This window comes from Streptococcus fryi, from assembly GCF_053206505.1.
Genome location: NZ_JBRUGW010000017.1, coordinates 19,127 through 43,122, shown reverse-complemented (window position 1 = coordinate 43,122; position 23,996 = coordinate 19,127). Strand labels below are relative to the sequence as shown.

Here is a 23,996-nt window from a genome sequence, read left to right as displayed (position 1 = left end):
ACCTTCGTGAATAAAGCCACGTTTGAACTCAAGGTGTTTATGCTTTTCTTGACAACCCACCCAGACACCATCTCCCTCTATGTAGAGGACTTTGGGTTTCTTCAAGGTCTGTAAACCTGATAACCTGCTCTGAGCTATCTGTTCAGCCACATCTTGCGTCATACGATGAACTGTCTGGTGGCTCACAGAAATAGCAGTCAAGAGTTCTAGGGTTTTACTTGCCTGACGAAAAGTCATACCCGTTGCCAACTCACTAATCTTCTCTTTGAAACCTGAACTAAAGTGCTCCCTAGGCGCCAAACCCAGAGCATTGTCTAAGGGCAAGAAACTCTTCTCACCTGACTTTCTTAGTCTACGGCGCTTGAAGACAACCGTCCCAAAGGTAAATGTCAGCTGACGTTCTTCCCGACGGTCTATTGCCCAACCTTCTGAAAGATAAGGTTGAATCAACTCTTTGTCTAAGGCTTCTAATCTATCACTTAGAATAGCACTTGTCATATCTCTCATAACAGCAGTTATGGCTTCTTCCATCTCGGATAAGTGTGTGCTAGACTTTAAAATCTCGGAAATCTTTGTTACAATAGTCATAGGTTCTATATCCTTCTAGGTAAATGTGGTGTTTGTCTTAGGATATAGGACTTTTTGCATTTGGTAAAGCATTTCCGAGATTTATTTTACACTAACAACAGATTTAAAATGACTTCAAAAAACAGTAAGCATTTCCTATCACGCTTACTGCTTTTTATATCAAATCTAATTTATACTGGCACATTAGTAGGATACACACATTCAAATTCTTCACAAACGACTAACATCTTTTCATTGAAAATTAAACCGATGTCCGACAAACACTTCTTAAAAAAGGCTTCATGAACCGTACGCCAATAGTCTAAGCTACGATCTCCCTCTCCTTCTTTGTAGGCATGTTCAGAAGTAATTTGATCAAAGGGTGTAGTGTAAACCTTGTTTGTTTTTATAATACAAACGGCATTTCCTTGACTATCTAAAACAACATCATAGCACCCTACGTCATACCAGTCTTCGCCAAAATGTTCATACAGGGGATAGGCACTTGACGTGGCTGTCTTTATCCCTTTTAACACCAAATCAGCCAATATATCTGTTTCTGCACCAAACTGGAAAGCACTGACTGTATCACCAATATCTGGATTAAGCTGTTTGTAAGCTTCCCACATGTCCTCTGCTGTCATCTCATCATCCCTTCTACTGCCAAATCCAGCACTGCCATTACATTACGACTATGCTTTAACAGTTCATCAGCCTGCTCAAGATCGTTTGTACGAATAATCACCTCAAAAGTGACAAATTCATCATACATACGATGCTGATTGCCATTGTTATTAAAGCGTTCAGATTGCTGACCGTTTTCTTGGAAATTAATCTCAGGAAGACTGTTAGTCGGTCCTAAAATAGAGATATTTCCCTTATTTCCTTGAATAACAGATGTGATGGGAGCACTAGAATCTTTGGAACCGATACAAACCGCCTTAAACGTCCCATAATCCAAGACCAATATCCCTGATGTATCAATCTGATTGTCCATATTTGGCAAATAGATAACCTCTAGAGGTTGACCAAACAAACCAACTATCAAGTGAATATTATAAATATTCAAATCACGCAAGGCGCCTCCACCCTTTTCAGGATCAAAAGCTGGTGCAATGTCGCCTCTTTTGAAGGCATCATAACGAGAAGAATATTGCGAATAATTACAATTCACAATCTTAATATCGCCCAACTTTGGAAGGAACTCCTTTATCAGATAATAGTTGGGTAAATGCTGGTTGGTGATCGCTTCTAAAAGAATAAGTCCCTTCTCGTGAGCAATCGCCATCAAGTCATCCAATTCGTGACCATTCATCGTAAAAGGTTTCTCACAAATAACGTGCTTACCTGCCAACAAGGCTTGCTTAGCGTAAGTATAGTGCAAATGGTTGGGGACGGCAACATAAACCGTATCAATGGCAGAACTATTCAAGACCTCATCATAAAGACTTGTCGCTGTTTTTATCCCATATCTATCAGCTAAAACCCTAGCTGTTTCCAAACTTCTGGGCGTTGATACAATAGCCTCTAGACTAATCCCATCAATCGTTTCCAAGACAGGCAATACTTCCTTGACAATCATACCTGTACCAATAAGTGCTAATTTCATGTTTACTCCTCTGAAGATACTATTCCAAAAATCAGTTTAAAACACCGTCTATCTTTATACTGACACTTAAGACCCGTCCGACTATCCATGATATAAACCTGATGTCCTAACCACATGCGCCAGTAAACAGATTGCAACCTAATCGGACCAACGACACCTTTTGTCTCCCACTCATGACCCGAATCATCTTCAAACTCCGTTCGGATAAACCAACGATTCCCAAAACCAATTTCAATATACTTCGTCATTTCAACGACCATCCTCCATCTATGGTGACGATTTGACCTTGCATGGCAGACATGCGACCTGAAGCTAGAAATAGGGTTGCTTCAGCTACCTCATCAGCTTCTAACCAACGTCCGATTGGAGTTTCACTTGCCACCCACTCCGCCATTCCGCCAGGCTCAAAATCAGCTTTTGTCATCCCCGTTTTAACAGCACCAGGGGCAATGCCAAAGACTTGCACACCATCTTTAGCATAATCAAGTGCCAGTTGCTTAGTAAACCCTGCAAGAGCATGTTTACTAGCCGTATAAGCAGAACCGCCACCACCAGCTAATTGAGAGGCAATGGAACACATGGTGATAATGATACCTGACTGTTTCTGAACCATTTTAGCTAAATAAGGACGAACCAGTCTCGTCACCGATAAAAAATTAGTGTCAAACACTTGCATAAACAGAGACTCATCCGTATCCAGATGAGACTGAAAATCATCTAATACTCCTGCTGTCAAACACAAGATATCAACGTCTGAACACCAATTCAACACTGTTGTCAAATCATCAGTCACATCCGCCTGCAAAAAATGAAAGTCCCCATCCAGCAATGGATTTTGGGACTTATCAATACCAAAAACACGATAACCTGATTGCAAAAACGCACGAGCTTGCGCCAATCCAATACCTGATGACACCCCCGTAATCAAAACCGACTTAGTCATCCACTTCAATCCAATCTGTCGCTAATACATCGCACGGTGTCGGACTCCACATCGAAAAACCTTCCCCATCACCTGTAACGTTAATCAAAAAGTATGGTGTAGCCTCCAGTTTTTGACCTCCAACCTCAATCGTATCAAAGAGTTGCACATAATTCTCAGCACCTCCCCAACCCGTACGAACATAACGTTTCTGAGCCTTTAAGCCAGGTAAAATTTCTTCAAATGTCATTTTTTCTCCCTCCATTTTTTAAAATATAGACGTAAAGTGATAACAAGATACAAGCCAATGGTGTAGCAAAGCATCATTATAAAAATGAAGAAACAAAGTCCACTAATCACTGATAATAGCTTATGAACAAGCGGAAATCGTCCCTCTGTGAAGTACAATCCTGCAAACATCCAAACACCAAACAAGAAGCTCAAATTGGCATATTTACGACGCATACCCCACCTCCATATTTTTTATATCATCATTATAACAAATAACAGTCAAAAAAGCGATTTCCCTAATGTCAAATATACCAAGGAAAGATTATCAGACAACCTTCTTACTTGAAAGAAGAGATAGCTCAACTTTTGACATGTGTCACAACAAAACTTCCTTTGCAATTCATCGCTAAAAATGCTATCATAATCATAAAATTGGCGATTGACGCTGAATGTTAGAAAGGGATGTTATGATTTTTTCAGAATACACATATACTCGTCCAAATTATGAAGCTATTAAAGATGAGCTCAAGCAATTAACACAGACACTTCAAGAAGCAACTTCGGCACAGGATACCATTGAAACAGTAAGACGTTTTAACGCGATTCAATCAACTATTGATACTCAATTAACTTTATGGAGTATTCGACATTCTATCGATATGACCGATGAGTTTTATAACGCTGAAACGGATTTTTGGAACCAACATAGTCCTCTATTCGAAGAATTAAAAACTGATTTTTGCCGTGTTCTACTCGATAGCCCTTATCGCAAAGAGCTTGGTGATATCCTACCTAATACTTTCTTTATGATGGCAGAAAACAAACTCAAAACATTTTCACCTGAAATTATCCCACTGCTCCAAAAAGAAAATGAGCTGGTTGATGCCTACAATAATCTGATTGCTTCTGCTAAAATTAACTTCCGCGATCAAGTCTATAACCTTTCTCAAATCGGTGTCTTTGGAGAAGATTTAGACGCCACTGTTCGTCAAACAGCTGCTGAAGCTCGTGACAAATTCTTCCTTGATAATGAGGAACAATTTGACCATATCTACGATCAACTGGTTAAGGTTAGACATGATATCGCTCAAACACTCGGTTTTGATAACTATGTTACGTTTGCTTATTATCATATGAACCGTTTTGATTACAACGCCGACATGGTAAAAACCTACCGCAAGGAAATCCACAAACATGTTGTCCCTGTTGTTCAAAAATTACGTGAGCGTCAAGCCAAACGAATCCAAGTAGATAAACTCAACTACTACGATTTACCTCTTGAATTCTTAGACGGCAATGCCAAACCTCAAGGAGATCCTGAATTCATCGTACAAACTGCTAAAACAATGTACCAAGACCTTTCACCAGAAACCGATGAATTTTTCAGCTTTATGTTAGAACACGACTTATTGGACCTTGTTGCTAAACCAGGTAAAGATTCCGGTGGCTATTGTACTTATATTGCTGATTTTAAGAGTCCATTTATTTTTTCTAACTTCAACGGAACTAGCGCTGACATTGATGTCTTGACCCATGAAGCTGGTCACGCTTTTCAAGTTTACAGATCACGTTGGATTGAAGCCCTTGATGTACTATGGCCGACCTATGAATCTTGTGAAATTCATTCAATGTCAATGGAATTCTTGACTTGGCCTTACATGGAAAGATTCTTCAAAGAACAGACAGATAAATATAAGTTTAGTCACTTAGCTGGAACATTACTCTTTTTACCGTACGGTGTTCTTGTTGACCACTTCCAACATGAAGTATACGAAAACCCATCAATGACACCAGATGAACGAAAAAAACTTTGGAAAAAATTAGAGGAACATTACTTACCAGACCGTGATTTCTCAAATTCCAAAGCACTTGATAAAGGGATTTTCTGGTTCCGTCAAGGGCATATTTTTGCTAGTCCTTTCTACTACATTGATTATACACTTGCTCAAGTTTGTGCCCTTCAGTTCTGGAAACGTAGTCAGGTTGACCATGATGATAATACTTGGGAAGACTACTTACGTATCTGTGATTTAGGTGGTACAAAATCCTTCCTTCAAATCGTGGAAGCTGCTAACTTACAGTCTCCATTTAAAGAGGGAGCTTTAGAAAGCACTATCAAGGCCGCCACTGATTACCTTGATAGTATTGATGATATGGCATTATAATCACTAAACAAGCTATTAACAAGCTATTCAAAAACCAAAGAGGATAAACATGACCTCTTTGGTTTTTTCTGTTATTAAGACATCACTATAATACGCATCATTTTACTGACACTATTAGCCAATTTGACTACCATTTGGTACTGATGCGTCAACTGTCAGCAAGGTTAGTTGACCATTATGCTCCGCAGATAAAATCATCCCTTGGCTTAATAAGCCCATCATTTTACGTGGTTTCAAATTGGCTACAATTTGTAATTTAAGTCCCACTAATTCTTCTGGATTTGGATAGTATTGTGCAATCCCTGAGAGAATTTGTCTGTCTTCACCATCCCCAGCATCCAAGCGGAATTGGAGTAATTTATCAGAACCGTCAACTTTTTTAGCTTCTTTGACTTCTGCTACACGAATTTCAACCTTGTCAAAATCGTCAAATTTGATAGCCGATTTCTCATTGGTTAAGGTTACAGCCGCAGGATCCCATTCTTTTTCCTCTTCAGCCACTGAAGCTCCACCCATTTGGGTCTTGATAAAAGTAATCTCTTCGTCCATCTCTAAACGTGGGAAAATCGGCGTCCCTTTTGATACAACCTTAATACCCATTGGGAATGAACCATACGCTAAGCTCTCTAAATCACTCACAAGATCTAAACCAAGCTGAGTCATGATAGCCGCTGACGTCTCCATCATAAATGGTTGAATCATGTGGGCAACAACACGGAGACTTTCTGCTAAATGACGCATAACAGAAGCCAACTCAGCAGTTTTCTCCTCAGTTTTAGCAAGCACCCAAGGCTCAGTCTCATCAATATACTTATTCGTACGAGCAATCACCTGCCAGATAGCTTCTAAGGCTCTAGGGTAATCCACCTTCTCCATATTGACATGATAATCACTGATTGCTTGTCTAGCCACTTCTTCAAGCTGACCATCAAAGGCTGTCACTTGCGTTTCTTCAGCAGATGGTACTTGCCCATCAAAGTATTTGTTAATCATCGCAACCGTACGGTTCAATAGATTGCCAAGGTCATTGGCCAATTCATAATTGATACGACCAACATAATCTTCTGGTGTGAAAACACCATCTGAGCCAACTGGCAAACTACGCATGAGGTAATAACGTAGCGAATCTAAGCCATAACGCTCAACTAACGGTTCTGGGTAAACCACATTTCCCTTAGACTTAGACATTTTGCCATCTTTCATGACAAACCAACCATGGGCAATCAAGCGCTCTGGTAGTTTCATATCAAGCATCATTAGCATGATTGGCCAGTAAATAGAGTGGAAACGCAAGATATCCTTACCAACCATATGGAAGACCGTGCCATTCCAGAAGGTATCAAAGTTGGCATGTTCCTCCTGAGCATAGCCCAAGGCAGTCGCATAGTTTAAGAGTGCATCAATCCAAACATAGACAACATGCTTAGGGTTAGAAGGTACTGGTACACCCCATGTAAAGGACGTACGACTAACCGCCAAATCTTCAAGACCTGGCTCGATAAAGTTTTTCAAAATCTCATTGAGACGACCTTCTGGTTGAATGAAATCTGGGTGAGCATCAAAAAAGGCAACTAATTGGTCTTGATACTTGCTAAGACGAAGGAAATAAGATTCTTCTGATACCCAAGCCACTTCATGACCTGATGGGGCAATCCCTCCGATAACCTTTCCTGCCTCATCTCTAAAGACTTCTGCTAATTGACTTTCTGTGAAAAATTCCTCGTCAGAAACAGAATACCAGCCAGAATACTCGCCCAAATAAATATCATCTTGAGACAATAATTTTTCAAATACTGCAGCTACCACTTCTTCATGATAATCATCTGTTGTACGGATAAATTTATCATATTGAATATCAAGAAGTTGCCATAACTCTTTAACCCCTTCTGCCATACCATCAACATAAGCTTGTGGTGTTAAACCAGCTTCAGCAGCCTTCTGTTCAATTTTTTGACCGTGTTCATCAAGACCAGTCAAATAAAATACCTCATGCCCCATCAAACGCTTATAGCGTGCTAGTACATCACATGCGATTGTCGTATAGGCAGATCCAATGTGTAATTTCCCAGAAGGGTAGTAAATCGGCGTTGTAATATAAAATGGTTTCTTTTCCGTCATTGTAATTCCTTTCAGCACAAATGAAATGCTATTAATAACAGTTTATTATACCATAAATAACACTCTTTTGGAACAGGATAGACCAAGCTCTTCGCTCTCTTTAGTCAAATCATCCATAACATTTCTTGACTTACATAGAAATAAACAGCTTACCGCTTTTTAGATAAGGCAAATGAATATAAAAAAGGCAATAAAATAGCTGGCACAATCATTAAAAAGACATAAAAATGTATTTCCTGAACTAATAGATTCATCAAGAACATAGCAAACCCAGTAAATACCCAAAGACGACCGGTAAAGCGATGGGTTTTTCGCCAATTTTCTTCATTATCAAGGGTCCAAGGCAATTTTATACCAACAGTATAATTTTGTTTGAGCTTTGGAAGATAATTGCCTATCGTTATAAAGATAATTGCTAACAAGCCCACAACAAGACGACTAGGGTTTGAAAGCCAGTTAAGAGCATAGCCATAAGTAATGACAGAAATAAGAATAGTCATTCCTGGAATAAGCAGATATAAAAGGGCTAGCATTTTGGGACTAATGTTTTCTTTTTTAGGGTCAAAACTCGTCATCAATAGGGTGAACCAATGCACCCCTAAAAAGATAAGTGGCATAACAAAAATGACAAACTGCTTACTTGAATAGCCATCAGGCTCTCCGTTTAGATTAAAATGAGTCGGAAGTTCTTCAGGCAGCTGCTTCCATAACAGTAAACCAATAAGCATTGGAAGAAAAATAACTACTGATGTGATAAGTCCTTTTTTACGATTAATAGTCATGGGATGTATCTCCTTTCAAGTCAGATAACCAAATCATCAATTCCTCTAAGACAGAGGTATTTAATTCATAATAAATAAAATTTTTTTCCTTTGTCTCACAAATCAAATCCGCCTTTTTCAAGATACTCAAATGATAAGAGACACTAGCCTGTGATATAACAAAGGATTTTGCAATATCGCCAGCTGATAGTCGGCCTTGCTTTAACATATTCAAAATCTCTCTCCTCACAGGATCTGATAAAGCCTTAAAGGTTTTCCCAAAAGTCATTGTTTCACCTACAATCTATTTAGATATATTTCTAAATAGATTGTAGTAAAGAAAATGCGTTTTGTCAATACCTATTTAGATTTTTTTCGAAATAGATAATTAAAAAATTGAGTCTCAAAAACCACTTTATCCCCCACTAGAGATAGAGTAGCTTGAAGACTCAACCTACTGTTAATTTTCTTTAACAATGATAAATTGTTTCAAATAGTTATGTTTAGACAGTTGTCCAGTGAATTGATCTCCAACAGATATAAACGGTAAATCATCTGTCGTATCTTCACTAGCTTTGACTTTATATATCTCACCATTTGATTGAATATAGTATACCGTCGAACCAGAAATCATCTGGCTAGCCAAAGCTTCAACTTTTCCTGAAACCATAGCCGATTTTTTATCAGCAGTACCAACATAATCCGATGACGGAATATAGTCGCCACCAGTTGCCTGCATAAGTAAGCTAGAGATATCATTAGCCACTAAAACCTGTTGATAATCTTCAGCATCTACTAGAGCATACGTCTTAACAAGACCTGCATCATCTTTCAGAGAGACAAGGTAGTAGGCCTTATCTTTTAATTTCACCAGTGTCGGAGCAGTTGCACGATAGCCTTTTTCTTGAACTTCTCCTTCTGCTGAGGCTTGGGCAGCTGTTTCGGTTGCAGAGGCCAATTTATAATTTGTAACCTCACGTGTTCTCATGTTAACCAATAAGAAACCAAGGTTAGAAGAATCAGCCGTTGCCGAAGTCAATCCGGTATACAGATAAATATCTGAACCAACAGCAAGGTAATTATAACTCTCTGTCGTTTCTTTCACGCCTGTTTGACTAAATAATGTGTTCCAAAAACCTTTCTGATAGGTATAATGATCATCTAATCGCGTTACCACATTATTCGCAGAATAAACACGATCCACCCATGTAGGTACTTCATCCAATTGATAATGTCTTGTTTTTCCTGTCACGGCATCAAGCACAACGACACCAACAGGGTCTTTCGACGATAAACCAAATTTCGGAAGGTACTCAGTAGCAATATAATAAGGATTTCCTTCATCATCAACCTCAAAAGATGGTTTCCCAAAAATAGTTGTTGGGTACTTTAAGCGGAGGTATCTCGCCGTATCATTTAAAAAATATTCTGAATCAGAGTAATGCATCGCCTTTTTAAGTTTGACCAATTCGGCTTTACCAGTTGTTTGGTTTACTTTAACATAATAGTCGATACCATCTCTGTGGTTTGTCAGCCATTTCCAGAAACTTTTATATTCTAGAGGTGAAACACGGAAAGGCTGTTTACCAATGGTTATCTGGCGGTAGTCATCGGATATGCCAAACTGAGATACCTTATCTATCGTACCTAGGTAAGTATCACCTATTTTTTCAGCCGAAGCACGATCCAAAAGTGCTAAACTCGAAATATCTGTTTCTTTAAAATCTTCTTTGAACGAGGCATCTGTAACGCTAATCACATTGGCATAATCTTTTGCCCTAAAAAGAGGTGAATTCATAAAACTCAATACAATCAGAAGAACAAAGCCAGATACAATAGCTAAGCCAGAAAGTTTATGGCGTTTGGTCAAACTTTTGACTTCGACCTTTTGTGTTTCAATAATCCGACGTCGTGCCGTATAAACCTGCTCAGTTCTAACACCGACACCATCTCCAATTAGCAATGAAATCAACCATGCCAAGAAAAGTGTCTGTAACACAAAAAACCAAAAACTATTGCTCCAAATAGAAAAAGGTGGCAATTTAAACCAGTAATAAACACCTACTTCAATAATCAATAATATCCAAAGTAACTTCTTAAGTCCTTTCATATTGATTTCCTCCTTTGTCACTCTTATTTTAACATATTATTAGCATTTTTAAAATGACTTTCCTTTGGGGTTTTCTTGCAATTTTGCTATAATAAATAAAGATGACGGTCGAGCTTAGCTATTACCGATTAACTCACATTCACATCTCTTAGTAAAGGAATTTTTATGAAACTTATCTCTTGGAATATTGACTCACTAAATGCAGCTCTAACGAGCGATTCGCCACGCGCAGCACTCTCGCGAGCTGTCATTGAAACACTCGTAGCTGAAGATGCTGATATTATTGCCATTCAAGAAACTAAACTCTCTGACAAAGGTCCTACTAAAAAACATCTCGACATCTTAGATACCTATTTCCCAAATCACCTAAATACCTGGCGATCTTCTGTCGAACCAGCTCGTAAAGGCTATGCTGGAACAATGTTTTTATACAAAAAAGATCTCAAACCAGTGATTACCTATCCAGAAATAGGAGCTCCAACAACAATGGACCAGGAAGGACGTATTATTACATTAGAGTTTGACAACTATTTTGTCACGCAAGTCTATACGCCAAACGCTGGAGATGGTTTAAAACGCCTAGCTGACCGTCAAATTTGGGATGCTAAGTACGCAGATTACCTCGCATCATTAGATGCTCAAAAACCTGTTTTGGCAACTGGTGATTATAATGTTGCCCACAAAGAAATCGACCTTGCCAACCCTGCAAGCAATCGTCAATCTCCTGGTTTTACAGACGAGGAAAGAGCAGGTTTCACACACCTCTTAGCACGTGGTTTCGTTGATACTTTCCGCTATCTTCACAATGATGTTACTGGTGCTTATACCTGGTGGGCACAACGTAGTCGTACTAGCAAAATTAATAATACCGGCTGGAGAATTGATTACTGGTTAACAAGCCAACGTATCATTGACAAGGTAGTCAAATCAGAAATGATTTCATCAGGAGAACGTCAGGATCACACACCAATTCTACTAGAAATCGAGCTTTAATTGATGAATTATAACAACCTTATCCCCGAATCCAATGCCAATAAATAGCCAGACTTTATAACGTAAAAATGGAGGAAGCTTATGTTTATAGTCAAATCTTTTCAAGATCTCAGCACATCAGAATTTTTTGAAATCGCTAAAAAGCGTGTTGCTGTCTTTGTTCTAGAACAAAATTGCCCTTACCAAGAAATTGATGACTTAGACCCTATCTCACTTCATATCTTCAAAACTGATGAATCTGGCAAAATATTAGCTTATTGCCGCTTAATCCCAACAGAAGAGACTATTAAGCTAGGTAGAGTGCTGGTTTCAAAAGAATATCGGCAAACAGGACTTGGAAGAGCATTAGTGTCACAGGCTTTGGCAACTTGCAAGAATAAATTTCCCGATAAGACTATTTTTGCACAAGCACAAACCTATCTTCAAGATTTTTACAGCTCATTTGGGTTTAAATCTATTTCAGAACCTTACCTTGAAGATAATATCCCTCACATTGATATGTTACTAGATTAGGAGCTCTATGACTGATTTTACAACTATTTTGAATACCATCAAGGAATACGACACCATTATTATCCACCGCCATATGAAGCCAGACCCTGACGCTCTCGGTAGCCAAGCGGGGTTACGTGCAGTACTAACCCACCATTTCCCCGAAAAATCAATCTATATCACAGGCTTCAACGAGCCAACTTTGACTTGGTTGGTTGAGATGGATACCGTATCTGATGACACCTTCAAAGAGGCCTTAGTCATCATTACAGATACAGCAAATACGGCACGGATTGATGACAAACGCTATCTTCATGCTGCCAAAGTCATCAAAATAGATCATCATCCCAACGATGAACCTTATGGTGATTTGGTTTACGTCGATACAACTGCCTCAAGCGCTAGTGAAATCATCACAGATTTCGCTTTCCAAAACAACCTGGAACTAACCAATGACGCCGCACGATTACTTTATGCAGGTATTGTCGGTGATACAGGGCGTTTTTTATACCCAGCAACAACCTCAAAAACCTTATATCTAGCCAGTAAACTCCGTGAGTATGCCTTTGATTTTTCTGCAATTACACGCCAAATGGAATCCTTCCCTTATAAAATCGCCAAGTTACAAAGCTATGTCTTTGAGCAGCTAGAGATTGATGAAACAGGTGCTGCACGTGTTGTCTTAGACCAAAAGCTATTAAAAGACTTAGACTTAACTGATGCTGAAACAAGCGCCATTATCTCTGCACCTGGTTTAATAGAAACTGTTGAAGCATGGGGAATTTTTGTCGAACAAACAGATGGGCACTATCGCGTGCGTTTAAGAAGTAAATCTGTAGTCATCAATGATATCGCTAAACGCCATAACGGAGGTGGTCATCCATTAGCTAGTGGTGCTAATTCTTATAGTGTCGAAGAAAATGATGATATCTTCCAAGAATTAAAGGATGCTCTAAACCGATGAGACTAACAACTAAACGTGTCCATTTAATGGGCACGTTTATTGAAATCAGCATCTATCACCACAGCCCGTCAACTGTATTTAACGATGTCGAAAAACAGCTTTTAAAAGATAATCATTGCTTTTCTGCTAACGATGATACTTCTGAACTTATGGCTATCAACAAAGCTGCTGGCATTCATGAAGTCAAAGTCTCTGACAATTTATTTAACCTTATTGCTATCGGCAAAGACTTATCACTCCAAGAGCATAGTCAATTAAATATTGCTATTGGTCCCTTGGTAAAATTGTGGAATATAGGGTTTCCAAACGCACATGTGCCGTCTAACGATGAGATTAGCAAGCTTTTAGCTTTAACAAGCCCTCATGATATTAAACTGGACAAAGACCAAAAAACGGTATTCCTAACCCAAAAAGGTATGTCGATAGATTTAGGAGCCTTAGCTAAAGGTTTCATCGCTGATCATCTTGTTTCCCTCTTAAAAGAAAACGAGGTTACATCAGGTGTCATTAATCTCGGAGGTAATGTAAGGACCTTTGGCCCTGCCCTGCATCATCCCGACCATCTTTGGCGGATCGGTATTCGCAATCCTAATGGGTTACCAAATGATAATGCCCTAATCTTAACCTTAAGAGATAAATCTGTGGTTACCTCAGGCATCTACGAACGCTATCTCAAGCATGACAATCAACACTATCATCATATCCTTGATAAAAAAACAGGCTATCCTATCAAAACCCCCATGCATAGCTTGTCAATAATCTCTGAAACATCATTGGTGGGCGACTGTTTGACTTCCATGTTATTTGGGCAAAACCATGACGTCTTGAAACAAAAAGTAACTGAAAATAAAAGCATTGATTTAGTCTCAATAGGGCATTCAAAACAAATAACTATGACAGACACCCTCTCTAAAAACGTGTATCAACTGCACCCATACTTCACAATTACAACTTTTTAACATAAGGCACCAAAAAACGAATAAAACGCTTGTCAAACATATTATTTTCTGATAAAATGTAATGGTTAATAACTATGACTCAAAAAGAGTTATGGCAGAAAGGATTTTTTTTAACATGAAAAAAGATATTCATCCAGAATACCGTCCAGTTGTCTTCCTTGACACAACTACAGGCTACCAATTCCTTAGTGGTTCAACAAAACCATCTAAAGAAACTGTAGAATTTGAAGGTGAAACTTACCCACTTATCCGTGTTGAAATTTCATCAGATTCACACCCATTCTATACAGGACGTCAAAAGTTCACTCAAGCAGATGGACGTGTGGACCGCTTCAACAAAAAATACGGTCTCAAATAAGAAACCATATTTATTACATAGAAATGTTGATATTAAAGCCTTTCCGAGTATCGTGAAGGCTTTTCTTTTTGAAATAGTAACGGAAAAAGTAACGGTTAGGACTAAATCCCCAAAAATTGGGCGAATTTTTCCGCCGTTTTTTCTTTTGTATTTTCGGTAACATGGGCGTAAATATTCATTGTGGTTTTTATATCTTCATGCCCTAATCTCTCTTGAACTTCCTTAATGCTTGCGCCTGCTTCAAATAATAATGAGCAATGCGTGTGACGGAAACCATGGGGAGTGATTTTAGGCAAGTCATACTTGGCTATAATACAACGCAGGTTATAATTGATAAAATCGAAACTATGCGCGTGACCTACTTCAGAAGGAAAAACCAAATCAGTTTCTTTTATTCTGATAGGGAAACTCAATTCTTTTCTAAACGTCCGCCACTCCTTCATGAGTTTTACAGTGAAGACATCTAGTGCTATTGTCCGCTTACTTCTCTTTGTTTTTGGTGTCTGGTAAACAATTTGGCTATTCTCCCCGTATGCTACTATCTGATTAACTGATAATTTAGCACTTTCAAGGTCTAAATCTTTCCACCTCAAGGCTAGGACTTCGCTCTTTCTCATACCAGTAAAGGCTAAAAGTCTAAATATAGCTTGTAGCTCCTTCTTGTCCTCCTTTGCGACACAATCAAGGAAGGTCAACAACTGGTCACGATTATAAAAATTCTCTTGTTTCGTTTCTTCTTCATCAACCGTAGCCGTTTTACGTGGTTTGATTATCTTTCTCATAGGGTTATCGTTGATATAACCCAAGCTGACGGCATAATCAAGTACCATTTTCACCATACTTATAAAGTTGGCATACTTTTTGTACTTCTTAAACCATACCAGGGCTTGTTTTTGACAAAATGGCAAGGTTATCTTATCGACATAACACGCGCCAAACACTGGTACTATATGTAAATCCGCTTGCGCCTTTTGTCTAGCGTAGGTACTTGGCTTAACAGTGTTTTTATAGTGAATTAACCATAAGTCATAGACTTCTTGAAAGGTTATCTTATCTGGCTTAGTAAAAAAGCCGTCATTTTCAACCTTTAATAATAATTGGCTTTCAGATATACGCGCTTCTTTTTGCGTTTTGAAGCCACTTTTTTTAACTCTTTTTTCTTTGCCCGTCATGGGGTCAACCCCAACATAAGCTATAAAATAATAACGGGTCTCACCATTCTTTAGGGTATAAGGTTTAATCATTGTTTTTACTCCTTCTCTTGGCTTGCCCCGCCTAATTGAAAGAATAAAGTAGTAAATAAATCAATCTCCTAATATTTTTTTGATTAACTTATATTGGCGCTCTATCACTTCATCTTGATAGATTTCTCGTGATAGCCTTAAATAATCTTTATCAGGCATGTAATACCGGTATAAAGAAAACAATGACTGATATTTTTTCTCATCTTCTTCCAGACGAGCATACTCATAATTCATATCTGATATAGAAGTTATTTGAGCAAATAAAGCTTCAATTTGTTTGTCAGTAAGTTTAAAATCTGACATCATTATATAATCTAAAAACCGTACAAAGTTAGTTTTTTCTATCATCTCCATAATATTATTATGGATAACCAATTCTTCATCAGATACTTCATCAACAGCAAACCCCAATAAATACCCAACAGAAACTCCAAAATAATTTGCTAAGAGTTTTGCTTTTTCTGGAGTTATAGCGTGTTTGCCCGTTTCCCAGTTAGATACCGTTAACTTTGTAACACCTATTCTTTTTGCTAATTCTTCTTGGGTTAGTTTTTCTTTGTACTCTTTTCTGAGAGTTTTCAATCTGTTCATGTAGGACTCCTCCTCCTATATTCTATCATAGGGTTTAAAAAAAATATAGTTGTAATATATTTTTTTTATTTTTCATTGAACTTACGTCTTGACTTATATAGTTTAACTATGTTATTATTGCAATGTAATCAACAATTATATAGTTGAACTATATAAAAAGGAGGTGAAGTAATGCTTATTACAGAGGATACTGCAAAGCAAGTCCGTATTAAGCGAGCAATTGAGCGCACAAACGCCAAAACACTTGCTAAAAAATTAGGGATATCGCACGTCACACTTGCCAAAGTTGAGCGAGGCGACTATGACGCTCCCAAGCGTATCTATGAAGCCGTGATAAATTGGCTCTTAGAAAGTGTCTGATAGAAAGGGAACTTATGACCGAGCATTCTAAACAAGCCTTGTCCCTCATAGAAAAAGAGTTACAAAAGCTGGAACGCGTTCAAAACTTCCTAGCAACTTATGAAAAAGGCTTAATCACCCCAGAAAGATTTGTCTATCTGGTGAATAATACAATGAAAGAGAGGACTACCTAATCACACTAATAACCACGATACTTAGCTTTCTAACTTGGGCATTTACAACCGACCAACCAAGATAGAAAAGTTACCAATAACCGACCAAATCCAATGATTAAAATGGCTTGCCCCGCCTAATTGAGAGAATAACACGCGCCATAGCGCGTGATAAAGGAGATTAAACATGATAAAAAACTATGTACGTAACACCTACATTATAGAGCGAAAAGCTGAGCTAATGGAAAACAGTAACATGAAAGACCTTGCTGAAAAGGTAGCCTCTTTAGAACTCGCCCTAATGGATATTGCTGATAGTGTATTGGATAAAGAATTCCCAGAAATGGCAGTCCTAACAGTTGGTGAAAGCCTACTAAATGTTGACCTGGTAGCCTTAGATTGTCTTGAAAGACTTGACCAAGGAAACCTTTTCGATAACCTATGGGCTTATCTTGACCAAAAAGAAAATTAACATCAAAAACAAGGAGAAATGAACATGACTACACAAACACACACAAGAAAACACGCCAAAGACTTCAAAAAATTCAAATCTTGGCTATCTGAACAAGTAAGCAATGCTGAAGCCATGACCTTAGAGAGCAACAAAGACCACTTACCCGAACTTCTGGAGAAAAATAGCCAAGCATGGGTTAAAATCCAAGCTATGTTAGATGATTTTACACTTCATTTTCAATCAAACGGCAAGCCCAGACACCTAAAAAAACACCACGGAAAAGTGGGGCAACGTCCCGACATGGTAGCCGTCATGGTTGACCTTTTCAATATTGATAAGCTCCTAAGCACATTTGAGGCACTACAAGACGAAGTTAAACCAAAATATCAACAAGCCTATTGTGAAACACGACTAGAGCTTGAAGAACTGACCTCAAGGCTCTTATCACACTGTATAGACTACATTACACCAAAAGAAAGCCATAAAATCGACCAAATCCAAGAACAGGAGGACATGACCAGCAATGACTAAGACACCATTCACGCAAGATATACTGTTACAGGTCTATGATGAAAACGGCTTGATTAGTTTTGACCTCTTACAAGAAAAACTAAGAGGTTGGCGGATTGACGACATCAAATCCCGACTTAATCAATGGCGGTTTAGACAAGTCATTGATTATACCATTACCAATGGTGAAATAGATGACTTCAAATTCCTAAAGAACAAACAGGAATTCTCACAGGAACTCACAGAAGGACGAAAATTAAAACTTGAAGAATATTTCAAGCAAGTAACCGCCACCGCTGAAATCATTAACAAAGCAACGGCAAGTGACACCAACCGCCTGAAGGCTATTCAGCTTCAGCAACAAGCCCTAAATGAAATACCTGACCATTATTTCAAAGAATTATACGAGGTTTACAGTTAAAAAGTCCCTCAAATTGGAAAAAACAAACACTATTAAACGACAATAAGAAAAACCATATAAAATACCACCCCTAATATAAACGCTCCCAGAAAGCGCGTGAGAGGGGTTAGAAAAGGAGAAAGAATTATGACTACTGCCACCGCTCTACTAGGTGAACAGGCAAGCGCTGAACTTGTAAAAGGTGTTATCGCACTAGCCCGAGAAATCGCCAAGGAAGAATTAGAAATACAAAATAAAAAGCCCTTGCGCCAACAAGAACTTATGGAGTTATATAGATTTGATTATAAATACATGAAATACCTGAAAGCCCACGGCTTGAAGTCAAGAAGACAAGGCAAATCCGTTTATTATGACGTCCGAGACGTTGAAGCAATCCTAGAAAGTCTGAAATCATGACATCAAAAAAGGCTTAGAAAACCGACCAAAGTTATAAGCCTTTCCAATGATTAAACATAACAAAACTTTTGTAGTTCTACAGGCTTTTTGTTATTGCTTTAATCATACCATAATCAACCTTTGTTGACAAGAGTTATATTAACGTTACGAAAAAAAAGAAATTTAGGACAGTACCGCCATTAACTATGATTAGTTAAACTGCCTAAATTGATCACACACTGGATAAAGCCAGATAAGTAAAAATAAAAATTGGTATAGTAAAAAACAGTCTCTTAACTTCACGGAAAAATGCTAGAAATCGCTACTACACAGAAAATATAACAATTATGGAGAAAACACAGTGGATGAAACTTATAACATTTTAATGGATTATAGCCAACTGATAAACAGTATAGACGACGTATTAAACGTCTTGAATGATGACACTAGCTATTCTACAAACGTTGTCAAATTAGCCATGGAAGCACTGATAAACGAACATTCAAAAATCAGTAACAACTACTATGAAAAGTATTTTAAATACAAGGAGGCTAACCATGATTGACGAAGGCTACATCACAGGAACACAATTTATTATTATAGCGATTTTATCAGCAGTTATAATCGCTATAATTTGGCACAGAATGGAAGATTGGGACATTCCAGAACCAAGACCGACACAAACACCTACGCCACCGTATATTGAGCGCTACGGGGCTTATATACAGGCTAGGGGAAAACGTTACAACTAGGAGGGTTTTTATGACAATAAAAGGCAATAATAAGCGTGTACTTAATCTAATTAGCGGGGATAGTGAGAACGCTCTTATCAATGCTGACTTATTCAAATACCAAAGGGGGTAAATCATGAGTATTTACGAGACAAGGGGCTTTAATAACGTTCTACACCTCTACACCGGAAAACTCTCACCATTTGACTATATCGCCAATTTCAAGCCCGTTTTAGTGCCATCTGGTGTTGATATTGAGCATTTCAAACGAACTACCGCCCCAAACTGTTTGAGCGGTCAAGTCATACCTTCATCTCACGGCACATACAAAAGAAATAATGATAGTTTGGTCTATCGTGATTTGATTTTCCTTGATTATGACAATCTGGAAACAAGCTCAGACCTTCCTAAAATCGTTTCTAAGGCACTTGACGGCTATTCCTATGTATTATACCCAACCATCAATCACACCCCTAAAAATCCACGTTTTAGGCTTGTTATTAAACCAAGTCAAATTATGGATATGACAACCTATAAAACCGTGGTCACTGAAATTGCTGAAAAAATTGGCTTGCCTTTTGATACATCAAGCCTTACCTGGTCACAACTTCAAGGACTACCTATCACGCGCCATGGAGAGAGAGACTATCAGAAGATTGTCAATTATGGGAAAGATTATCCCATCAGAACGGTTAAGCCTAATCAAAACAAGAGAGCATTTAAGCCAAACAATCAAAGAAAATCTATCACTATGAGGGTACTAGATACGCTCCTAAATGGCTATGGAAACGAAGGCGGTAGAAATGTTGCAGTTACTCAATTTGTAGGGCTACTCCTTAACAGATATGTAAATTGTGACGTTTCCACCGCTTACGAGTTGACCCAGATAGCAAACAATGTGACACCTAAACCGCTACCCCAAAAGGAATTAGATGCCATTTTTAGAAGTATTGTAAGGGCTGAAATAAGAAAAAGAGGTGAGAACTATTAATAAACAAGAACTTGAGACACTAAATGACAAGCTAACAATGGCGCGTGCTAATAATGAAAAACTAGAAACATTTATTGATTGGCAAAAATCAGTTAAATCCTACACCCAGAAAAGGGAGGAGGAACGCCTTAACAAATTAATGGCGGAAGGTTTAGACGACAAACAAGCCCAAGCAGAAATTAAAAAGCCTATTTCTCCCCTCATGGTCGCAACCTATATGGCTGATTTATTGACTGTTTGTAGGGTTGAAAGTGACGAAGGCACTAAGCCCGTTTACTTCTACCACCCAGACGAGGGAATTTATTTTAATGATAGAGAATTTTTGAAAGACTTTATAAGTGTCATAGAGCCACACCACAACGAAAAAAGGGCAAATGACTGTATCTATCACTTAACCCGACAAGCACCCACTAGAGGGACTGAAAATAGCCCAGATTTGATTATAGTTGGCAATGGTATCTATAACCGGAAAACCAAACAACTTGAACCATTTACTTCTAACAAAATCTTTACATCAAAAATTCAAACCAACTACAATGATAAAGCGACAAGCCCCAATATCAAGGGTTGGCAGTTTGAAACATGGTTAAAAGAATTATTTAATAATAACAATGATTTATATAATCTTTGTCTTCAACTAATCAATGCCGTTATCAGAGGTGAAAGCCTTGATAATATGTTTTGGTTTGTTGGAGAGGGAGGAACAGGAAAGGGAACATTACAAGAACTCCTAATCAATCTGATAGGGCGCAAGAATATAGCAAGTATCAAAATCACAGACCTAGACGGCAATAACCGCTTCACCCTTGCCCAAGCAATCGGAAAACAAGCCATTATTGGTGATGACGTACAAGCAGGGGCAGTTATCAAAGATACATCAAAGCTATTCAGTATATCAGGCGGTGATACTATCGCCGTGGAAAAGAAAGGGAAAGATGCCTATAGCACCTACTTAAAGACCGTTGTTATTCAATCTACCAATGCTTTACCGAAGATACGGGGAGATTATCACGCCATACGGCGTAGAATGGTCATATTGCCCTTTACCAAACACTTCAAAGGTAAACCTAACCGAGCCATTAAAAGTGATTATATCAAGCGTCCAGAGGTCTTAGAATACGTGTTAAAGTTAGTTATTGATTTAAAATACACAGAATTTATAAAACCTAAACAATCGATTGATATGTTGGACGATTACCAAGAAAGCATTGACCCAGTGCTTGCCTTTACCCAAGTGTTATTTAGTGACCTTCATTCAACCTTTATTCCTAATGATTGGGTCTGGTGGTATTTCAAGGGCTTCACTGAACATCATAACTTTAGGCATGAGTACAATAGCCAAAGTCTTCACAGTATCTTTTCAAATTACTTACCAGAAGATTGGGTCAAGCTACCTTATCCCGTGACATTACCAGTAGGCGCGTGCTTACCTAAAGGATTTAAGCCAAAAGATGACCAGCCGAGCTACTTGCCTATTTACATACCACCAAACAAACGGCAACAAAGAGGCTATAAAAAAAACAAATAATACTACACTACTACGCTTACTACCACACTTAAAGGGGATAAGTGTAGTAGATGAAAAATCAGTGGTGACAACACTTCACCTATAATTACTACACTTACTACACTTATATATATAAATAATAATAAAAAAGAATTATATTTCTTTAATCTTATTATTATATATAAAAAAAAAGACAAGTAGGAAATAGGCGTAGTAAGTGTAGTATTTTGGCGAAACCCCTTGGGGCGCAAGGGTTTTGGCTACTACTCTTTAACTTTACAAGAGTAGTACAAGTGTGGTAAGTGTAGGAGATTTGAGGTAAAAACTATGAAACAAACCAATGTAGATGAATTTACAAGGCGACAATCTGGCCCTTATAAAGGCGAAACAGAGTACCGAGCCAAATTTTATGAAGCGTTAGATGAAATGATTTTACTTAAAATTCTAACCAAACAACAAGCAGAATACAATCAAGAAAGGAGAGATATTACTTGAATATAGTTGAACCTATACGAGATAAAGATGACATACAAGCTATGAAAGATTATCTAAAAGAATGGAATGAGCGGAACTATATCCTATTCTTAGTTGGTATTAACACAGGATTTAGGATTGGTGATATATTGAAACTAAAAGTAAAAGACGTTCAAGGTTGGCATATTAAAGTTAGAGAACAAAAGACAGGTAAATATAAAAGTATCAAGATGACACGGACACTTAAGAACGAGTTAAGGGAGTACATCAAAGATAAACCACTACATCATTATCTCTTTCAGAGTAGAAACGGAACTAATAAACGACTTGACCGCCGTACAGTCTACTGGATTTTAAAGACCGCGGGGGAGGCTTTAGGGATTGAAAATATAGGCACTCACACCATGCGGAAAACATTTGGATACCATTACTACCAGAAATATAAGAACGTAGCAGACTTAATGACAATCTTTAATCATTCTAGCCCTGCTATCACTCTCATTTATATCGGGGTTAGACAAGATGATTTAGATAGTAAAATGAGTAGGTTTGATATTTAATTAGACATAACGAGGCAAACGCTAATAGTGAATAGACAAGAGGGGGCAACCCCTTTTGTTATAAGGTTTTTAGGTATGTAAGATAATTGGACAGAATATAAGATATGACTAATTAAAAATAAATGAAAAACTATACAAAAAACAACCTAAATAAGACCTAAACAATTCAAAAATACATACTAAAACATCAGTGTTTTAAAGGCTTTAACTCTCTTTTGGTTTTTTGTATAAATATAACGGCATTATAAAACGCTCTAATGACAGTCTTTCATGCCCCCCGGGGCTTTTAAAAAAGCCATTTTTTTTAAATCGGTGAACCGGTGGAGGGCTTTTCGACCAAAAAGATTGCTTTTTATATATAAGGGGGTGGGGGGATAAAGTAAAAAAACTTACCTAAACAATAAATTTTTTGTTTTAAAATATTATCAGTTACGGAGATGACAAAATGATTAGCACACATACCCCCACCAATATTGATTTATCAAATTTTAATAGGGTTTTTATTAAAAAGCGCTTTTATAGTGGTAACGATTATAAGTCAACCTTTAGAGAGGAGATACTTTAGTTTGTGGTTAACAAATTATGGTATAATGGCACTACGGAGGTTTTTCCAATGAATTACAAACAAGATTATTTAGATGATATCCTGGTAAGAATGGCTTATCATTCTAGCGGTATCGAAGGTAACACTATTTCACTTCCTGAAACAGTAAGCATTATCCTAGAAAGTAGCTTACCTTCTAGCCGTAAAAGTATCAGAGAATTCTACGAGATTGAAAACCATAAACAAGCATTCAGCTATCTACTTGACTTACTCACCAATGACAAAGAGTTAACACTAGGACAAGTCCAAGATATGCACGCGCTTTTAGTTGACCGCCTTCAGCATGACCGAGGACAATTTAAAAGCCAACAAAATGCTATTATAGGAGCAGAATTTAAGACCGCTACACCAGAAGAAACGCCAATTTTAATGCGCCAATGGGTAGACAACACCTCATACCGATTAGATACGTCAGAGACCATCAGAGAGACGTTAGAAGCCTTGGCTGATACTCATATCCAATTAGAGAGAATACACCCCTTTTCAGACGGTAACGGACGAACTGGAAGACTTGTCCTCATGTATCTAGCCATGAAGTATCTAAAAGCCCCTGTGATTATCTCAAAAGACATCAGAGCAGATTATATGGAGGCACTAGCTAATCAAGACGTTACTGGCTTGGCAAACATTCTGGAACAATCCCTATTAAGCGAACAGGAACGACTAACACACTTCTAGTAAAAAAGACTGGTTCTCCCAGTCTTTTAAAATATACAGAAAATGAATATTTTTTAGGCTTATTTATTCTCTCAACTAGACGGGGCAAGCCTAAC

Annotated in this window: 32 protein-coding genes; 19 read left to right on the top strand and 13 right to left on the bottom strand. The window is 38.0% G+C overall.

The annotated features are described in order from the left end of the window. From ACVRZH_RS05945 to ACVRZH_RS05915, 7 genes are all read right to left on the bottom strand, one after another. Positions 1-588: UPF0236 family transposase-like protein (locus ACVRZH_RS05945; RefSeq protein WP_447454389.1), on the bottom strand; the 588-nt coding region annotated here is incomplete at its 3' end. Between the two features lie 170 nt (positions 589-758). Continuing rightward, positions 759-1,211 carry an ASCH domain-containing protein gene (locus ACVRZH_RS05940; protein WP_447454388.1) on the bottom strand — a complete coding sequence of 151 codons (453 nt, stop codon included), beginning with the start codon at positions 1,209-1,211 and terminating at the stop codon, positions 759-761. Then, complete coding sequence (locus ACVRZH_RS05935; protein ID WP_447454387.1) at positions 1,208-2,176, bottom strand: Gfo/Idh/MocA family protein; 969 nt, start codon at positions 2,174-2,176, stop codon at positions 1,208-1,210. The genes ACVRZH_RS05940 and ACVRZH_RS05935 overlap by 4 nt, the downstream gene beginning before the upstream one ends. A 2-nt stretch (positions 2,177-2,178) precedes the next feature. Further along, a complete protein-coding gene (locus tag ACVRZH_RS05930; RefSeq protein WP_447454386.1) occupies positions 2,179-2,424 on the bottom strand; it encodes a DUF3977 family protein in 246 nt (81 codons plus the stop codon). Further along, positions 2,421-3,119 carry a 3-oxoacyl-ACP reductase gene (locus ACVRZH_RS05925; protein WP_447454385.1) on the bottom strand — a complete coding sequence of 233 codons (699 nt, stop codon included), beginning with the start codon at positions 3,117-3,119 and terminating at the stop codon, positions 2,421-2,423. Before ACVRZH_RS05925 ends, ACVRZH_RS05930 begins: the two co-directional genes overlap by 4 nt. Next, positions 3,112-3,348, bottom strand: a complete 237-nt coding sequence (locus ACVRZH_RS05920) for a DUF2829 domain-containing protein (RefSeq protein ID WP_447454384.1) — start codon at positions 3,346-3,348, stop codon at positions 3,112-3,114. The genes ACVRZH_RS05925 and ACVRZH_RS05920 overlap by 8 nt, the downstream gene beginning before the upstream one ends. Continuing rightward, positions 3,345-3,563, bottom strand: a complete 219-nt coding sequence (locus tag ACVRZH_RS05915) for a hypothetical protein (protein ID WP_447454383.1) — start codon at positions 3,561-3,563, stop codon at positions 3,345-3,347. The genes ACVRZH_RS05920 and ACVRZH_RS05915 overlap by 4 nt, the downstream gene beginning before the upstream one ends. 233 nt (positions 3,564-3,796) lie before the next feature. Between ACVRZH_RS05915 and ACVRZH_RS05910 the strand changes: the two genes are divergently transcribed. After that, entirely contained in the window at positions 3,797-5,494 is a 1,698-nt protein-coding gene (locus ACVRZH_RS05910) for a M3 family oligoendopeptidase (RefSeq protein ID WP_447454382.1), read from the top strand. Between the two features lie 114 nt (positions 5,495-5,608). Here ACVRZH_RS05910 and metG read toward each other — a convergent pair whose 3' ends face one another. The 4 genes from metG to ACVRZH_RS05890 form a co-directional block, all read right to left on the bottom strand. Then, positions 5,609-7,612 (bottom strand): methionine--tRNA ligase, encoded by a 2,004-nt coding sequence (metG, locus tag ACVRZH_RS05905; protein WP_447454381.1) that lies wholly within the window; start codon positions 7,610-7,612, stop codon positions 5,609-5,611. Between the two features lie 149 nt (positions 7,613-7,761). Continuing rightward, the gene (locus tag ACVRZH_RS05900) at positions 7,762-8,394 is read right to left on the bottom strand and encodes an SdpI family protein (RefSeq protein WP_447454380.1); all 633 of its coding nucleotides are present in this window, start codon (positions 8,392-8,394) and stop codon (positions 7,762-7,764) included. Next, positions 8,384-8,662 carry an autorepressor SdpR family transcription factor gene (locus ACVRZH_RS05895; protein WP_447454379.1) on the bottom strand — a complete coding sequence of 93 codons (279 nt, stop codon included), beginning with the start codon at positions 8,660-8,662 and terminating at the stop codon, positions 8,384-8,386. The genes ACVRZH_RS05900 and ACVRZH_RS05895 overlap by 11 nt, the downstream gene beginning before the upstream one ends. A gap of 171 nt (positions 8,663-8,833) precedes the next feature. Then, positions 8,834-10,483 (bottom strand): hypothetical protein, encoded by a 1,650-nt coding sequence (locus tag ACVRZH_RS05890; protein ID WP_447454378.1) that lies wholly within the window; start codon positions 10,481-10,483, stop codon positions 8,834-8,836. A 165-nt stretch (positions 10,484-10,648) separates the two neighbouring features. On the opposite strand from ACVRZH_RS05890, the gene ACVRZH_RS05885 reads away from it, so the two are divergent. The 5 genes from ACVRZH_RS05885 (at position 10,649) to ACVRZH_RS05865 (ending at position 14,249) form a co-directional block, all read left to right on the top strand. Next, on the top strand, positions 10,649-11,476 hold the full coding sequence (locus ACVRZH_RS05885) for an exodeoxyribonuclease III (RefSeq protein WP_447454377.1): 828 nt from the start codon (positions 10,649-10,651) through the stop codon (positions 11,474-11,476). An 81-nt stretch (positions 11,477-11,557) separates the two neighbouring features. Then, entirely contained in the window at positions 11,558-11,989 is a 432-nt protein-coding gene (locus ACVRZH_RS05880) for a GNAT family N-acetyltransferase (RefSeq protein WP_447454376.1), read from the top strand. A gap of 7 nt (positions 11,990-11,996) precedes the next feature. Continuing rightward, the gene (locus ACVRZH_RS05875) at positions 11,997-12,932 is read left to right on the top strand and encodes a DHH family phosphoesterase (protein ID WP_447454375.1); all 936 of its coding nucleotides are present in this window, start codon (positions 11,997-11,999) and stop codon (positions 12,930-12,932) included. Then, on the top strand, positions 12,929-13,891 hold the full coding sequence (locus ACVRZH_RS05870; protein WP_447454374.1) for an FAD:protein FMN transferase: 963 nt from the start codon (positions 12,929-12,931) through the stop codon (positions 13,889-13,891). Before ACVRZH_RS05875 ends, ACVRZH_RS05870 begins: the two co-directional genes overlap by 4 nt. A gap of 115 nt (positions 13,892-14,006) precedes the next feature. Beyond that, positions 14,007-14,249, top strand: a complete 243-nt coding sequence (locus ACVRZH_RS05865) for a type B 50S ribosomal protein L31 (RefSeq protein WP_447454373.1) — start codon at positions 14,007-14,009, stop codon at positions 14,247-14,249. Positions 14,250-14,350: 101 nt separating this feature from the next. Here the strand turns inward: ACVRZH_RS05865 and ACVRZH_RS05860 are convergent, their stop codons facing one another. Both ACVRZH_RS05860 and ACVRZH_RS05855 read right to left on the bottom strand, forming a co-directional pair. Next, positions 14,351-15,493, bottom strand: a complete 1,143-nt coding sequence (locus ACVRZH_RS05860; RefSeq protein ID WP_447454372.1) for a site-specific integrase — start codon at positions 15,491-15,493, stop codon at positions 14,351-14,353. A 60-nt stretch (positions 15,494-15,553) separates the two neighbouring features. Beyond that, positions 15,554-16,084 carry a helix-turn-helix domain-containing protein gene (locus tag ACVRZH_RS05855; protein WP_447454371.1) on the bottom strand — a complete coding sequence of 177 codons (531 nt, stop codon included), beginning with the start codon at positions 16,082-16,084 and terminating at the stop codon, positions 15,554-15,556. 171 nt (positions 16,085-16,255) lie between these two features. Between ACVRZH_RS05855 and ACVRZH_RS05850 the strand changes: the two genes are divergently transcribed. From ACVRZH_RS05850 to ACVRZH_RS05790, 13 genes are all read left to right on the top strand, one after another. Then, positions 16,256-16,444, top strand: coding sequence for a transcriptional regulator (locus tag ACVRZH_RS05850; RefSeq protein WP_447454370.1), 189 nt, complete (start codon positions 16,256-16,258; stop codon positions 16,442-16,444). A 14-nt stretch (positions 16,445-16,458) separates the two neighbouring features. Further along, positions 16,459-16,617 carry a hypothetical protein gene (locus tag ACVRZH_RS05845; RefSeq protein WP_447454369.1) on the top strand — a complete coding sequence of 53 codons (159 nt, stop codon included), beginning with the start codon at positions 16,459-16,461 and terminating at the stop codon, positions 16,615-16,617. A gap of 166 nt (positions 16,618-16,783) precedes the next feature. Then, positions 16,784-17,068 (top strand): hypothetical protein, encoded by a 285-nt coding sequence (locus tag ACVRZH_RS05840; RefSeq protein WP_447454368.1) that lies wholly within the window; start codon positions 16,784-16,786, stop codon positions 17,066-17,068. A gap of 24 nt (positions 17,069-17,092) precedes the next feature. Beyond that, positions 17,093-17,581, top strand: a complete 489-nt coding sequence (locus ACVRZH_RS05835) for a hypothetical protein (RefSeq protein ID WP_447454367.1) — start codon at positions 17,093-17,095, stop codon at positions 17,579-17,581. Continuing rightward, a complete protein-coding gene (locus tag ACVRZH_RS05830; RefSeq protein WP_447454366.1) occupies positions 17,574-17,981 on the top strand; it encodes a hypothetical protein in 408 nt (135 codons plus the stop codon). The genes ACVRZH_RS05835 and ACVRZH_RS05830 overlap by 8 nt, the downstream gene beginning before the upstream one ends. A gap of 126 nt (positions 17,982-18,107) precedes the next feature. Continuing rightward, positions 18,108-18,377 carry a hypothetical protein gene (locus ACVRZH_RS05825; protein WP_447454365.1) on the top strand — a complete coding sequence of 90 codons (270 nt, stop codon included), beginning with the start codon at positions 18,108-18,110 and terminating at the stop codon, positions 18,375-18,377. Positions 18,378-18,717: 340 nt separating this feature from the next. Continuing rightward, on the top strand, positions 18,718-18,921 hold the full coding sequence (locus ACVRZH_RS05820; RefSeq protein WP_447454364.1) for a hypothetical protein: 204 nt from the start codon (positions 18,718-18,720) through the stop codon (positions 18,919-18,921). Then, entirely contained in the window at positions 18,914-19,108 is a 195-nt protein-coding gene (locus ACVRZH_RS05815; RefSeq protein ID WP_447454363.1) for a hypothetical protein, read from the top strand. Before ACVRZH_RS05820 ends, ACVRZH_RS05815 begins: the two co-directional genes overlap by 8 nt. A 115-nt stretch (positions 19,109-19,223) precedes the next feature. Beyond that, positions 19,224-20,078, top strand: coding sequence for a primase alpha helix C-terminal domain-containing protein (locus ACVRZH_RS05810; RefSeq protein WP_447454362.1), 855 nt, complete (start codon positions 19,224-19,226; stop codon positions 20,076-20,078). Further along, a complete protein-coding gene (locus ACVRZH_RS05805) occupies positions 20,065-21,606 on the top strand; it encodes a DNA primase family protein (protein WP_447454361.1) in 1,542 nt (513 codons plus the stop codon). Before ACVRZH_RS05810 ends, ACVRZH_RS05805 begins: the two co-directional genes overlap by 14 nt. A 306-nt stretch (positions 21,607-21,912) precedes the next feature. After that, the gene (locus ACVRZH_RS05800; protein ID WP_447454360.1) at positions 21,913-22,080 is read left to right on the top strand and encodes a hypothetical protein; all 168 of its coding nucleotides are present in this window, start codon (positions 21,913-21,915) and stop codon (positions 22,078-22,080) included. Further along, the gene (locus ACVRZH_RS05795) at positions 22,077-22,619 is read left to right on the top strand and encodes a site-specific integrase (protein ID WP_447454359.1); all 543 of its coding nucleotides are present in this window, start codon (positions 22,077-22,079) and stop codon (positions 22,617-22,619) included. Before ACVRZH_RS05800 ends, ACVRZH_RS05795 begins: the two co-directional genes overlap by 4 nt. A 613-nt stretch (positions 22,620-23,232) precedes the next feature. Then, positions 23,233-23,901 (top strand): Fic family protein, encoded by a 669-nt coding sequence (locus ACVRZH_RS05790; RefSeq protein ID WP_447454358.1) that lies wholly within the window; start codon positions 23,233-23,235, stop codon positions 23,899-23,901. Positions 23,902-23,996: the final 95 nt, after the last annotated feature.

Coding starts and splice junctions, on each gene's coding strand:
- ACVRZH_RS05940 (WP_447454388.1), bottom strand. CDS start 1,211: ATGACAGCAGAGGACATGTGGGAAGCTTACAAACAGCTTAATCCAGAT.
- ACVRZH_RS05935 (WP_447454387.1), bottom strand. CDS start 2,176: ATGAAATTAGCACTTATTGGTACAGGTATGATTGTCAAGGAAGTATTG.
- ACVRZH_RS05930 (WP_447454386.1), bottom strand. CDS start 2,424: ATGACGAAGTATATTGAAATTGGTTTTGGGAATCGTTGGTTTATCCGA.
- ACVRZH_RS05925 (WP_447454385.1), bottom strand. CDS start 3,119: ATGACTAAGTCGGTTTTGATTACGGGGGTGTCATCAGGTATTGGATTG.
- ACVRZH_RS05920 (WP_447454384.1), bottom strand. CDS start 3,348: ATGACATTTGAAGAAATTTTACCTGGCTTAAAGGCTCAGAAACGTTAT.
- ACVRZH_RS05915 (WP_447454383.1), bottom strand. CDS start 3,563: ATGCGTCGTAAATATGCCAATTTGAGCTTCTTGTTTGGTGTTTGGATG.
- ACVRZH_RS05910 (WP_447454382.1), top strand. CDS start 3,797: ATGATTTTTTCAGAATACACATATACTCGTCCAAATTATGAAGCTATT.
- metG (WP_447454381.1), bottom strand. CDS start 7,612: ATGACGGAAAAGAAACCATTTTATATTACAACGCCGATTTACTACCCT.
- ACVRZH_RS05900 (WP_447454380.1), bottom strand. CDS start 8,394: ATGACTATTAATCGTAAAAAAGGACTTATCACATCAGTAGTTATTTTT.
- ACVRZH_RS05895 (WP_447454379.1), bottom strand. CDS start 8,662: ATGACTTTTGGGAAAACCTTTAAGGCTTTATCAGATCCTGTGAGGAGA.
- ACVRZH_RS05890 (WP_447454378.1), bottom strand. CDS start 10,483: ATGAAAGGACTTAAGAAGTTACTTTGGATATTATTGATTATTGAAGTA.
- ACVRZH_RS05885 (WP_447454377.1), top strand. CDS start 10,649: ATGAAACTTATCTCTTGGAATATTGACTCACTAAATGCAGCTCTAACG.
- ACVRZH_RS05880 (WP_447454376.1), top strand. CDS start 11,558: ATGTTTATAGTCAAATCTTTTCAAGATCTCAGCACATCAGAATTTTTT.
- ACVRZH_RS05875 (WP_447454375.1), top strand. CDS start 11,997: ATGACTGATTTTACAACTATTTTGAATACCATCAAGGAATACGACACC.
- ACVRZH_RS05870 (WP_447454374.1), top strand. CDS start 12,929: ATGAGACTAACAACTAAACGTGTCCATTTAATGGGCACGTTTATTGAA.
- ACVRZH_RS05865 (WP_447454373.1), top strand. CDS start 14,007: ATGAAAAAAGATATTCATCCAGAATACCGTCCAGTTGTCTTCCTTGAC.
- ACVRZH_RS05860 (WP_447454372.1), bottom strand. CDS start 15,493: ATGATTAAACCTTATACCCTAAAGAATGGTGAGACCCGTTATTATTTT.
- ACVRZH_RS05855 (WP_447454371.1), bottom strand. CDS start 16,084: ATGAACAGATTGAAAACTCTCAGAAAAGAGTACAAAGAAAAACTAACC.
- ACVRZH_RS05850 (WP_447454370.1), top strand. CDS start 16,256: ATGCTTATTACAGAGGATACTGCAAAGCAAGTCCGTATTAAGCGAGCA.
- ACVRZH_RS05845 (WP_447454369.1), top strand. CDS start 16,459: ATGACCGAGCATTCTAAACAAGCCTTGTCCCTCATAGAAAAAGAGTTA.
- ACVRZH_RS05840 (WP_447454368.1), top strand. CDS start 16,784: ATGATAAAAAACTATGTACGTAACACCTACATTATAGAGCGAAAAGCT.
- ACVRZH_RS05835 (WP_447454367.1), top strand. CDS start 17,093: ATGACTACACAAACACACACAAGAAAACACGCCAAAGACTTCAAAAAA.
- ACVRZH_RS05830 (WP_447454366.1), top strand. CDS start 17,574: ATGACTAAGACACCATTCACGCAAGATATACTGTTACAGGTCTATGAT.
- ACVRZH_RS05825 (WP_447454365.1), top strand. CDS start 18,108: ATGACTACTGCCACCGCTCTACTAGGTGAACAGGCAAGCGCTGAACTT.
- ACVRZH_RS05815 (WP_447454363.1), top strand. CDS start 18,914: ATGATTGACGAAGGCTACATCACAGGAACACAATTTATTATTATAGCG.
- ACVRZH_RS05810 (WP_447454362.1), top strand. CDS start 19,224: ATGAGTATTTACGAGACAAGGGGCTTTAATAACGTTCTACACCTCTAC.
- ACVRZH_RS05800 (WP_447454360.1), top strand. CDS start 21,913: ATGAAACAAACCAATGTAGATGAATTTACAAGGCGACAATCTGGCCCT.
- ACVRZH_RS05790 (WP_447454358.1), top strand. CDS start 23,233: ATGAATTACAAACAAGATTATTTAGATGATATCCTGGTAAGAATGGCT.